Annotated in this window: 7 protein-coding genes and 1 pseudogene; 3 read left to right on the top strand and 5 right to left on the bottom strand. The window is 70.0% G+C overall.

Translation table 11 applies throughout. The features are described from left to right. Both D7Y21_RS36290 and fliB read left to right on the top strand, forming a co-directional pair. On the top strand, positions 1-1,810 hold a 1,810-nt coding region (locus tag D7Y21_RS36290), incomplete at its 5' end, for an Hsp70 family protein (RefSeq protein ID WP_233612422.1). 9 nt (positions 1,811-1,819) lie between these two features. Further along, entirely contained in the window at positions 1,820-3,181 is a 1,362-nt protein-coding gene (gene fliB, locus D7Y21_RS36285; protein ID WP_121718122.1) for a flagellin lysine-N-methylase, read from the top strand. Positions 3,182-3,187: 6 nt separating this feature from the next. On the opposite strand, the pseudogene D7Y21_RS36280 reads toward fliB, so the two are convergent. Further along, positions 3,188-3,754: pseudogene (locus D7Y21_RS36280) on the bottom strand (DsbA family protein); the annotation flags it as partial. Positions 3,755-3,936: 182 nt separating this feature from the next. Here D7Y21_RS36280 and D7Y21_RS36275 point away from each other — a divergent pair. Continuing rightward, the gene (locus tag D7Y21_RS36275) at positions 3,937-5,967 is read left to right on the top strand and encodes a S9 family peptidase (RefSeq protein ID WP_120561193.1); all 2,031 of its coding nucleotides are present in this window, start codon (positions 3,937-3,939) and stop codon (positions 5,965-5,967) included. Between the two features lie 57 nt (positions 5,968-6,024). Here D7Y21_RS36275 and D7Y21_RS36270 read toward each other — a convergent pair whose 3' ends face one another. From D7Y21_RS36270 to D7Y21_RS36255, 4 genes are all read right to left on the bottom strand, one after another. Beyond that, on the bottom strand, positions 6,025-6,303 hold the full coding sequence (locus D7Y21_RS36270) for a hypothetical protein (RefSeq protein ID WP_120561194.1): 279 nt from the start codon (positions 6,301-6,303) through the stop codon (positions 6,025-6,027). An 80-nt stretch (positions 6,304-6,383) separates the two neighbouring features. Next, positions 6,384-7,082 carry a DUF4142 domain-containing protein gene (locus D7Y21_RS36265; RefSeq protein ID WP_121718120.1) on the bottom strand — a complete coding sequence of 233 codons (699 nt, stop codon included), beginning with the start codon at positions 7,080-7,082 and terminating at the stop codon, positions 6,384-6,386. A 334-nt stretch (positions 7,083-7,416) separates the two neighbouring features. Further along, positions 7,417-9,195 carry a peptidase MA family metallohydrolase gene (locus D7Y21_RS36260; protein ID WP_199724173.1) on the bottom strand — a complete coding sequence of 593 codons (1,779 nt, stop codon included), beginning with the start codon at positions 9,193-9,195 and terminating at the stop codon, positions 7,417-7,419. Positions 9,196-9,203: 8 nt separating this feature from the next. Further along, positions 9,204-12,302 (bottom strand): DUF4175 family protein (locus D7Y21_RS36255; protein WP_233612421.1); only part of this gene is annotated, 3,099 nt, incomplete at its 5' end.

Below are 12,302 nucleotides of genomic sequence, written 5' to 3'. Positions count from 1 at the left end.
GGACGACGCGGCTTCGGACGCGGGCGACGCGGGTGGGTTCGAGCTGGATTTCTCGGATGTCGCTCCCGCGCCGCCGCCTCGCGCCGCGCCGGTGGCCTCCGCGCCGCCTCCCCTGGACGCCAACGGCCAGGTGCGCCCCATCTACCTCACGCCGCCGCAGACGCTGGCCGGCACGGGACCGGTCATCGGCATCGACCTGGGCACCACCAACTCCTGCGTGGCGCTCCTGTCCAACGGCCGGCCCGTCGTGCTCCGCTCGCGCGAGGGCTACAACACCATCCCGTCCGTCATCTCGCTGAGCGCGCAGAACAAGCTGCTCGTCAGCCACCGCGCGAAGAACCAGCTCGTCCTCCGGCCCACGCACACCATCTACGGCGCGAAGCGCCTGGTGGGCCGTCCCTACGACAGCGCCGTGGTGAAGCAGGTGCGCGAGCGCTTCCACTACGAAATCACCCCGGACGCCGCCGGCCGCGCCGCCGTGCGCCTGGGCAACGACGTGCTGTCGCTGGAAGAGGTGCAGGGCCTCATCCTGCGCGAGTGCAAGGAGATGGCCGAAACCCACCTCAACCAGAAGGTGGAGCGCGCAGTGGTGACGGTGCCGGCCTACTACTCCGAGCCCCAGCGTGAAGCGGTCCGCAAGTCGGGCGCGATGGCCGGCCTCAAGGTGGAGCGCATCCTCAACGAGCCCACGTCCGCGGCGCTCGCGTACGGCCTCAACCGCGAGCTCAACAAGAAGGTGCTCGTCTACGACCTGGGCGGCGGCACCTTCGACGCGACCATCCTGCGCATCGAGAAGAACGTCTTCGAGGTGCTGGGCACCGGCGGCGACATCTTCCTGGGCGGTATCGACTTCGACAACCTCATCGTCGACTTCCTGCTGGAGCGCTTCCAGGAGAAGGAAGGCATCGCGTTCAACGGGGACGGCATCGCCCTGTCGCGCGTGGGCGACGCCGCCGAGCGCGCGAAGATGGCGCTGTCCGAGCGCAGCACGTTCGAGGTCCACATCCCCATGTTGATGATGGACGACGCAGGCCGTCCCCGGGACCTGCGCGTGACGATGTCGCGCCAGGACCTGGAGAAGATCTGCGACCCGCTGCTCAATCGCACCGTCGACGTGGTGCGCGACGTGCTCCTGGACTCCAAGCTGAAGGCCTCGGAGGTGGACGACATCATCCTGGTGGGCGGCATGAGCCGCATGCCGCTGGTGCGCGACAAGCTCAAGGGCCTGTTCGGCAAGAACGCGCAGGCGAGCGTCAACGCGGACGAGGCCGTGGCGCTGGGCGCGGCGCTGTACTCGGGCTCGGTGGACAAGGTGAGCAGCGTGGTGCTCATCGACGTGCTGCCCATGACCATTGGCGTGGCCATGCCCGGCGGCGGCTTCAAGCGCGTCATCGAGCGCAACAGCCCGCTGCCCACGCAGCGCTCGTTCGCCATCAGCACGTCACAGGACAACGAAGAGCGGATGGAGCTGTCCGTCTTCCAGGGCGAGGACAACCACATCTCCGCCAACGAGTACCTGGGCACCGTGCGCATGGAAGGTCTCCCACGCGGCCCCAAGGGCTCCGTGCGCGTGGCGGTGACGCTCAAGCTCGACTCCGAATGCGTGCTGCACGTGGAGGCGCGTGAGTATTCGACGCGCAAGGAAGTGAAGGCGACGCTCGCCACGCGCTACTCGCCGGAGGAGCTCCAGAAGCAGCTCCAGGTGAGCAAGGAGGCGGTGAGCGCCGCCGAGGAGCGCCGGGGCGCGGACCTCAAGGATCGCGCGGGCCGCTTCTGGGGGTTCGTGAAGAAGGCGCTGGGGCGCAAGTAGACTGGCGCGATGACGGCCTCCGCCCCCCGCTACATGGCGCGCTTCCGTTGCATCGCGGAGGCGTGCGAGGACACCTGCTGCGCGGGGCTGACCGTGCCCATCAGCGAGTCGCGCTGGAGCCTGCTGCGCCAGAAGGTCGAGGGCACACCGGATGAAGCGCGCGTCGCGGCGCTGATTACTCCGAACCCGGATGGAGCCACGGGCCAGCAGGCGGGCATCCTGGGCAAGCGCGCGGACGGGCACTGCGCCTTCCTGGACGAAGCGAGGCTGTGCTCGCTCCAGCGCCGGTATGGCGAAGCGGTGCTGCCAGACGGCTGCTCCGTCTTCCCGCGAGTGCTCACGCGCTGGGGCGCGCAGGTGGAGATGTCCGGGTCGCTCGCGTGTCCGGAGACGGCGCGCCTGTGCCTGCTGGCGGAGGACGCGCTGGTGCGCGAGCCCGTGTCCGAGGAACAAGCCCTGCGTCCACAGGTCGCGCGGCAGGTGGCGGCGGGAGACGACGCGTGGACGGCCCACGCGGACACCGTACGCGAAGCGATGCTGCGGCTCTTGAATCGCCGCGAAGCCCCGTTCGCCGCGAGGTTGTACGCGCTGGGCCGCATGGCGCTGGACCTGGGCGACTTCTACTTCCCGGGGACCACGGCGTTCGGTTCAGCGGCAGGCGAGGCGTCGCAGCCTCCCAGCGCGAGCGCCGCCTCCGCGCCCGAGGTGCGCGGGCCCATGGCGGACTCCGCGCCGGATACGGGCGAGGGCCGCGCGGAAGCGGCCGAAGCGCGGCTCGCGCGGGTCCTGCGCGAATACGACTCGCCGGACACCCTCGCGTCGCTGCACGCGCAGCTCGAAGCGCTGGAGCTGCCTGGAGGTCCGTGGGCCGGCATCTGCGCCGCCGTGCTCCGTTCACGCGAGGCCGCCGTGAGCAGCCCGCGCTTCCTCTCGCTCATGAGCGCCGTGCGCGCGTCCTACGGTGGCGCGGACACGCATCCAGACAAGGCGTGGGAACTCCATGCCGCGCGGCGCTCCGCCCTGGAGTCCCTGCACGGCGAGCGCGTGCACCAGTACTTCCTGCACCACGCGCTCAACCACGTCCTGCGCCACCCGTTCACCGAGGCCGAGAGCCTCCTGAACGCCGTGTTCCTGCTCGTGCTGCGCGCCTCCGTGGTGCGCTGGGTGCTGCTCGGGCACCCGGCCGTGGAGGCGCTGCTGGACGCTCCCGGCACGCCCGTGGCCGCGCTGGACGCCGCCGCCGTGGAGGCGTTCCAGGTCGTCGCCAAGCACGTGGAGCAGGCGCCCTCGTTCCTGGACTTCGCCAGGGGCCTGGCCGGCGAAGGTCCGGAGACCTTCGCGCGGCTGCTCATCCTGGTGAAGGGCCTGTAGCTCCCGTCAGCCCTGCTGATTCTTCGGCTTCGCGCCCAACTGCTGCATGGCCCGCTGGAATGACGGGTACTCGTGCGCGCCCTGGATGGCGAGCTTGTCGCCCAGGATGAAGGTGGGCACCGCGCGGATGCCCATCTCCTGGGCCTCGCGCACGGACTCCTCCACCACCTGCCGGTAGCGGCCTTCCTCCACGGCGCGCTGGAGCTCGTCCGGATCCAACCCGGCCTCCACGCCCGCGGCCCGCAGCGTGTCCCACTGCCAGAGGTCCTGACCTTCACTCCAGTAGCGGCGCAGGATGGCTGCCTGGAAGGGCTCCAGCCTTCCTTCCGCGCGCGCGTACTCCGCCGCCTCGTGCGCTCGGCGCGTGGACGGGATGATGTCCCGCTGCACCATCGTCAGCCCGGCCTTCGCGGCTCGGAGCTTCAGCGGATTGTTGGGGTCCTTCATCCCCTGGCGCACGTACTCGGGTAACGGCAGCCCTTCCGGGGGCGTCTCCGGGCGCAGGAAGTAGGGGTGCCACTCCACCTGGACGTCGTATTCCTTCTTCAGCTTCTCGACCTCACCGAGGCCGACGTAACACCAGGGTCAAACGAAGTCGGACCAGATGTGGACAACGATGGGTGCGCTCATGGGCTGAATCTCTAGCACCGCGCGTCAGGGCCTTCCACCTGTTCCACCCGGGCCCGCATCCATCGGTGGACAGTCCGCTCTCCCGAGGGCACGGTCCGGCTTCCATCTCTCCGGAGGAACCTTCCGTGCCCCTGTCGCTCCTCGCGGCCCTGGCGCTCGGCGCCAACCCCGCGCCCGCGCCTCACCCGTTCAATCAACAGGACCTGGTCACGCTGCGCCGGCTCAGCAGCCCGCGCGTCTCTCCCGACGGCCGCCAGGTCGCCTACGTCCTGCGCTCCACCGACCTGGAGGCGAACCGCGGCCGCACCGACCTGTGGCTCGTCAACCTGGATGGCGCCGCGCCGCGCCAGCTCACCTCGGACCCGAGCAGCGACAGCGACCCCGTCTGGGCCCCGGACGGCAAGAGCCTCTTCTTCCTGTCGTCACGCGGCGGCTCGTCGCAGGTGTGGCGCCTGCCCGTGGACGGAGGTGAGCCGCTGCCCGTCACGAAGCTGCCGCTGGACGTGAACAGCTTCGCGCTGTCGCGTGACGGCCAGCAGCTCGCGGTGGCGCTGGACGCGCGCCCCGACTGCGCGGACCTGGCGTGCAACACCCAGCGCGCCGCGGAGGCCTCCAAGAAGAAGACCACCGGCCGCGCGTATGATCAGCTCTTCGCCCGCCACTGGGACACCTGGAAGGACGGCACGCGTTCGCACCTGTTCGTCGTCCCCGTGGCCGGCGGCACGGCGGTGGACGTGATGAAGGGCATGGACGCGGACGCGCCCAGCAAGCCCTTTGGCGGCGCGGAGGAGTTCACCTTCACCCCGGACGGCAAGGGCATCGTCTTCGCCGCGCGCGACGTGGGCCCCACCGAGTCGTGGTCCACCGACCTGGACCTGTTCCTCGCGCCCGTCGACGGAAAGACGAAGCCGCGCAAGCTCACGGAGAAGAACCGCGCCACGGACACCAGCCCCGTGTTCAGCCCGGACGGCAAGACGCTCGCGTACGTGGCCATGTCCCGCCCCGGCTTCGAGGCCGACCGCTACCGCGTCATCCTGCGCACGTGGCCGGGCGGCCAGGAGCGCGTGCTGACCCAGGACTGGGACCGCTCGGCCGGCTCGCTCGCGTGGAGCAAGGACGGCGCCACGCTCTACACGACGGCCAATGACGTGGGGCAGAACACCGTGTTCGCCCTGGACGTGGCCACCGGCAAGGCGCGCAGCCTCACCCAGGGCGGCAGCGCGGACGGCGCCCAGCCCGCGGCGGACGGCCAGGTCGTCTACGCGATGGATGACCTGGACTCGCCGGCGGACCTGTACGCGGTGAAGGCGGACGGCACCGGCGCGCGGCAGCTCACCCAGGTGAACAAGGACGCGCTCGCGGGCCTGAAGTTCGGCGCCTTCGAGCAGTTCAACTTCCCGGGCTGGAACAACGAGACGGTGCACGGCTACGTCGTGAAGCCCGTGGACTTCGACCCGAAGCGCCAGTACCCGCTGGCCTTCCTCATCCACGGCGGGCCGCAGGGCAGCTTCGGCAACCACTTCCATTACCGGTGGAACCCGCAGGTGTACGCGGGCCGCGGCTACGTGGCGGTGATGATCGACTTCCACGGCTCCACCGGCTACGGCCAGGCCTTCACGGACTCCATCTCCGGGGACTGGGGCGGCAAGCCGCTGGAGGATTTGCAGAAGGGCCTGAACGCCGCGCTCCAGAAGTACCCCTTCATCCACAAGACGAAGCGGTGCGCGCTGGGCGGCAGCTACGGCGGGTACATGATCAACTGGATCGCCGGCAACTGGGCGGACGGCTTCCAGTGCCTCGTGAACCACGACGGCATCTTCGACGAGCGCGCCGCCTACTACGACACCGAGGAGCTGTGGTTCCCCGAGTGGGAGCACAAGGGGCTGCCCTGGGAGAAGCCGGAGTCGTACGAGAAGTTCAACCCGGTGAACCAGGTGGCGAAGTGGAAGACGCCCATGCTCGTCATCCACGGCGGCAAGGACTACCGCGTGGTGGACACGCAGGGCATCGCCACCTTCACCGCGCTCCAGCGCCGCGGCATCCCGTCCCGCTTCCTGTACTTCCCGGACGAGAACCACTGGGTGCTCAAGCCGCAGAACAGCATCCAGTGGCACGACGAGGTGCTGGGCTGGCTGGACCGCTGGACGCGCAAGTAGCCAGGCCCGGCGCGAAGTGAGCCCTGGGGCCTTGGGCCCCAGGGTTTCATGCGGGTTTCAGGGAATGCCGAAGCAGTCGTCGATGCAGCTGGCGATGACCTCCGCGCAGGTGCGGTCGGAGATGCACTGCGAACACTCCGCGGTGCGCTCGCGGCGTTTGTCCTGCTCGCTCTCCTTCTCCTCCTCCCAGGCGCTCACCTTCTCGGCGCACTTGCCGGTGTCCAGGTCGGAGTCGAAGCACTGCTTGCGGTAGTCGCAGATGGCGTCGGCGTCGTTGGAGCAGCCGGTGAGGAGCAGCACGGAGACACAGGAGGCCAGGGCAATCAGTCGGGACATGGCCCGGCACTATGCACGCGGAGGGCGCCTCCCGTGAATGCACTTCCAAAGGAGGCGCTCCGCACTTCAGCGCCGCTGCATTACTTCGTCTTCGTCGCATCACCCGTGGAGCCGTGGTCCATGGTGCCGCCCTGCATGCCGGCGCCGCCCACGCCCATGGCGTCGTCCAGCTTGCCCAGCGTCTGGTAGGCCATGTCGCGGTGCCGTGGCAGCTCCTGGGTGAGGTTCGTGAGCAGCGTGGCCAGCTCGCCCGTGGCGCTCATGCCCTGCTGGGCGGCCATCACCTTGCCGATGGCGGCGTCATGGGCGCCGACCTGGGCGGACATGTACATCGAGTCGAACGGCGCGCCCTTCAGCGCCTGGAGCTTCTCCATGTCCGCCTTGTCCGCGGCCATGGACTTCTTCTCCAGGTCATTGGTGGGCTTGGGCATCTCCGCCAGCTTCATGTTCTGCGACTTCGCATAGTCCATGACCTTCTGGTCGGCGGTCGTGTGCGCGTCCACCATCATCTTGGCGTAGCTCTGCACGTCCGGGTTCTGCGAGTTCTGCTGCGCGAGCTTCGCCTGCTTGATCTCCGACTGGTTGATGTAGTGCAGGCGCTCCAGGAAGGCCTTCGGATCCGCCGGGACGACGAAGCCCTTGAACTCCACCGTGCCCTTGGCGGCGGTGGGCGTCTTCTCTCCGACCGGCGGGTTGGGGGACGTGGCGCTCTGGGCCAGCGAGACACCGCCGGTGAAGAGGACCGCGGCGAGGGTGACTCCGTGCAGGGTGCGCTTCATTGGGTGCTGCTCCTTTTCAGGGCCTCGGAAGTGAGGCGGGACAAGGTCGGTGGACCGGACACACTCCCGGATCCGCGCGGCGCACGTTGGAGCAGGGCGCGACAGCGAACCCAGGGGGTGGGAGGGCGGACGTGTGCCAATTCACGTTGCATCCCGGACCCGGTGCGGCAGTGGACAGCACCCCTGCCCCAGGGAGCGGGCGCGGACGTTCAGCACCACACGGCTGTCTGGGAACGCCATCCCGTCCTCCTCGTGCCCGGAAAGCCAGGCATCCCGGGAGGGAGGGAAGAGAACGGAGGCAGGGCCCCGGCTGGCTGGCCGCCGGGGAGGAGGGCTACTTCGCGGGCTGCGGCGCCGGTTTCGGCGCGGCCTTCTTCTCAGAAGCCGGCGCCGGCTTCGGGGCGTCGGGCGTGCTGGCGGGGACGTTCTTCGTGTCCGACAGCTCGTCCTCGGCGCGCAGGAAGGCCTGGGCGGCGCGGTCCACGTCATCGGGCTTGAGGCCCGTGAGGTTGGCGGCGGCCGCGCGCGTGCGCGACGCGAGCGCCGTCTCCCCCAGCGCGCCGTGGATGCGCGTGAGGGCCACGTGGATCTCCGGGTCGAACGGATCCGAGGCCAGCGCCTCCAGGTACGCCGTCTTCGCCTTCGGGTAGTCCTTGCGGAACAGCAGGATGCGGCCCAGGTGCACGTTGGTGGAGGGCGAGCCCGGGTGCATGCGCAGCGAGCCGCGCAGCACGGACTCCGCCTCATCCAACCGGCGCAGCTCCAGGAGCGCGAGCGCGAACTTGTTGGACACCGACTCGTACTTGTCGCCCACCAGCTTGTGCGCCCGCGCGTACTCCTCCGCGGCGGCCTTCACGCGGTTGCGCTCGCGCAGCACTTCCCCCAGGTGCGCGAACTTGCGCGCGGGGACTTCCGTCACCTCGGAGAAGCCGCCGAAGGAGATTTCACGCCCCTTCTTCTCGCTGTCCTTCTGCGCGCCCTTGGCGTCCTCCTTGAGCACCACGCGGTCGTCGCGCGGCACCAGCTCCTGCGGGAAGGGTTGCTTCTTCACGTAGGACAGCCAGGTCTTCTCGAAGAGGGGGAAGGGCATGCCCGTCGCAGCCTCCACCGCCTTCTTGTCCGGCTGGCCCGCCTTCAGCTCCTGGAGCAGGGCGCGCAGGCCCGCGGTGCCCTTGGTGCCGTGGATGTAGTCGATGGCGTAGAACACCTCCGCGAACGCGGTGGCCGCGTCCTCCGCCGTGGGCAGCATGGCGATGGAGGGGTGCATCTTCTCGAAGGGGATGAGCTTGTCCTCCTTCACGCGCTTGCCCAGGAGCGCCTGCGTGGAGGGCGTCATGGCCAGGCCGCCCTTGCCGCGCCAGCGCGACTCCAGGAACTTGGCCAGGCCTTCGTGCAGCCAGATGGGCACGGTGTTGTGGGACATCTGGCTGACCACCAGGTGCACGTACTCGTGCGCCAGCGTGTCCTGCCAGTCGTAGCCCTGCGCCACGGCCTTGGGGCTCGTGACCATCAGCTTGTTGAACTTGCAGATGGCGATGGTGCCCGTGGTGCGGATCTGCTTCTCCGTCAGCGTGCTGACGCGGGACAGCTCGCGCGCGTTGTTCACCACCTCCACGCGCACCTTGCCCGGCGGCGTCCAGCCCAGGTCCTCCGCGAGCGCCCGGTGGATGGCCTCCAGCGTCTCCAGCGCGTAGGGCACCAGGATCTCTTCCTTGCCCTTCGGGTAGAAGAAGATGAAGTGCTCGCTCTCCGCGCGCTGGTGGTCCTTGACGATGGTGCGCGTGTCCTTGGCGAGGCGCAGGTAGCTGCCCGGCTTGTCCTCGATGTTGGCGCCTTCCAGCAGCGTCACCGCGTCGTCGTACTGGCCCTCCTCGAAGGCCACGCGCCCCTGGAAGTACTTCAGCGGCTCCAGTTCGGACGGAACGCGCTTCTCGACCTCGGCCAGCTCGCGGCGGGCGCTCCCCACGTCCCAGTCGTCCAGCGACTGCTCCACCTTGCCCAGCCGCTGCTTCACCTCTTCCTTGAGGGCCGCGTCGGGCGGTTGCGCGAAGGCCGTGGGGACGGCGAGGAGGAGGGCGCACAGGACGCCCAGGCCCGGGATGGTCGCGTGCATGCGGCGGCTCACTTCACCAACTCCTCGTAGTAGCGCTTCACCTGTTCGCGGTACTTCTCCGGCGCGCCCTGCTTCATCGCGTCCAGCAGGTCCTTGCGGAACTCGCGAGGCGCCTGGAACGCGTCCTCGTCCGGCAGCTCCACCTTGTCCTGCGGGTTGCGGCCATTGCCTTCCTGGCGGCGGCCGGAGCCCATGGGCATGGGCAGCCCGCGGCCGCCCTTGCGCCCCTGCTGGCTCTGCTGCATCTGCTGCTGGAAGCGCTTGAGGCCTTCCATGGCGGCCTGCTGTTCACCGTAGCCGCGGCCCGGGTCCTTGCCCTGCATGCGCTGGGACGCCTCGCCCATGCGCTGGCCAATCTCATCCATCTGCTGGCCGGCCTCTTCCCCGAACAGCGGCGCCGTCTGCTCCATGTCCTCCATCTGCTGGCGCAGGCCCTGCGCGCGCTGCTCCAGCTGCTGCTGGCGCTGGCCCAGCTGCTGGAGCTGCTGCTTCTCCTGCTGCGACAGCTGCGAGCCCGGCGGCGGGAAGAGGTTCTGCAGCTGCTGGCTCACGTCCGCCACGTCGCGCGCGTCCTTCTTGAGCTGCTCCGCCATCTTCGCGGACTGCTGGCGCACCTCCGGCGGGTTGCCGAACATCTCATCCAGCTGGCGTTGTTGCTCGCCCATGCTGGACAGCTGGCGCGCGGCGTCCTCGGCGCGCGCGGCGGACTCCGCGGCGAGGTCGAAGTCGTCCACCTTGAGCGCGTTCTCCACGTTGCGCAGCTCGGACTGGGCCTCCTCCAGGGGGCGGGCCGCGCGGCTGTTGAGCCGGCCCGGGTCCAGCTTCTGGTAGTCCTCCTGCACCTGCTTCAGCTTGCGGTTGAGCTCGTCCTTGAGGGCCTGGCCCTTCTCCTTGAGCCGGTCGCGGTTCTGGCCGCGGGCCTGGTCGCGCAGGGCGCGAGTCTGCTCCGCGACCTTCTGCTGCTCGTTCATGGTGCCCTGCAGGTCGTCCATGAACTTGCCGAACTTCTCCGCGAGCTCCGGGTACTGCTCCGCGCCGAAGTCCTCCTGGGACTTGTCCATGGACTCGAGCATCTCGTCCATCTGCATGCCCAGCTCCTGGAGCTTCGCCAGGGCCTCGTCCGCCTTGCCCTCCTGCATCAGGCGCTCGACTTCATCCATGGCGCCCTGCATGTCCTCCTGCTGCATCATCTCCGACAGCGCCTCCGCGTTGAGGTGCTCGTCGCGGATGCCCTTGCGCAGCTCGGCCATGCGCTGCATCAGCTCCTGGATGCGCGACTTGAGCTGTTGGATCTGCTGCATCACCTGCTCGCGCGCGGACTCGTCCGGGTTGGCCTTGAACTGTTCGATGAGGCGCGACAGGTCGCGGCGCTCGTTGGCCAGCTGCTTCGTCAGCTCCTGGAGCGCCTCCAGCTTCTGCCGGTCCAGCAGGGACTCCAGGTAGAGGATGTCGCGCTCCAGGCCCTCGATTTCGTCCTCCACCACGGCGGTGAGCCGGGTGCCGGTGCCCCAGTCCTCGCCGCGCGCGCGCTGGGTGCGCAGGTACAGGCGGCGGAAGTCGGAGGTGGTGCCCACGCTGCGCTTGAGCTCCCCGCCGATGTTCAGGAGCGCGGAGACGATCTCCTTGGGCACGTCCTTCTCCCGGGACAGCTCGGCGCCTTGAGCGCGGAAGTCATCCGCGAGCTGCTGGCCGCTCGTGTCCACGGACTTCGCGGTCTCCACCGCGGTCGCGTCCTTCTGCTTCGCGCGGTCGGGCCCCTCCAGGCGGTCCGCCAGGTGGTCCACGAGGCGGCCCCACAGGACCTCGGCCTTCTCCAGGGCAGCGCGGCGGTGCTCGGCGGCGCTGTAGACGCGCAGGGTCTGCGTGCGGCTGACGCCCTTCTTGGGGCCCTCCACCGCGTCGTTGTCCCGGGCCTCCACGTAGTAGGTGATGCGGTCGCCGGGGGCGGGCTTGAGCGGGCCCAGGTCCCAGTTGAAGGTGCCCCGGCTGCGGCGGCTGTCCTCGCGCGGCAGGTTCACGCGCGTCTCCTGCTTCGCGCCGGGCATGCGGTACACCAGCGCCAGGCCGGACAGGCCGTAGTCGTCGGTGGCCTCGAACTTGAGCGTCACCGTCTGGCCGGGGTCGACCTCAATCTCCGTGGACGGCGTGAGCAGCGTCACCTGGGGCGCCTTGTCCGCCTCCACGGTGAGCGGGATGTCCGGGCCCACCGCGAGCGGCTTCGCGCGCGAGGCATAGAAGACGAAGTGGTAGTGGCCGCCCTGCTTCGCGACGAAGCTGCCGGCGAGCTCCCGGCCGCCGGTGACGGTGAGGGGCAGCGTCTGGTCGTTGACGACGACCTCCGCGCGCTCGATGGGACGGTCCGAGCGCGTCTTCAGCACGACCTCGGTGCCGGCGGGCGCGCTGATCTCGCCGTTGGTGCCGGGCACGGTGCGCGGCGCGAGGCCGGTGTACGCGGGGTAGCGGTAGGTCAGCTCGATGTCGCCGGTGATGGGCTCCGCCTGCGCGGCGGTCTCCGGGCGCGCGGCCTGCTCGCGCAGGTGCTTCCAGCCCGCGGCCCACCGGCCGCCCACGAAGAACATCAGCACCGCGAGCGCCAGCACCACGCCGCCGCACGCCATGGCCACGCGGCGCAGCGGCTGGCGGTCCACCACGAGCCCGGCGTCCACCGTGCGGGCGCGCTCGTCCATCTGCCGCAGGAACGCGTCCGCGAGCTGGGGGGACCAGCCGGCCTCGTCACGGCGCTCGCGCGACAGCTCCACCGCGGCGAGCACGTCCAGCGACAGCTCCGGGCGGCGCTGGCCCACGAGCCGGGCGGTGCGCGCGTCGTCGCCCACCTGCCGGTGCGCGAGCACGACGCCAAAGACGTACGCCACCGCCGCGCCCACGGGCAGGGCGAGCCACAGGAGGCTCCGGGCGAGCCCCGGCACCGCGCGGCCCAGAAGGCCCGTGGCGAACAGGAGCACGAGGGCCGCGACGGCGCCCAGCAGCAGGCCCTGGGCCCAGAGCTGGCGGCGCTGGCGGGCACGCACCTGGGCGAGCAGCTCCGCCACGCCTCCGGAGCGCGCTTCGCGCCGGGCCTGGGGAGGCGGGGCCGGAGGAGGCGGCGG

Origin of the sequence: Corallococcus sp. AB045, from assembly GCF_003668895.1 — a bacterium.
GTDB classification, from domain to species: Bacteria; Myxococcota; Myxococcia; order Myxococcales; family Myxococcaceae; genus Corallococcus; species Corallococcus coralloides.
The sequence above is the reverse complement of the archived record's forward strand: the minus strand, read 5'-3'. Positions and strand labels throughout refer to the sequence as shown.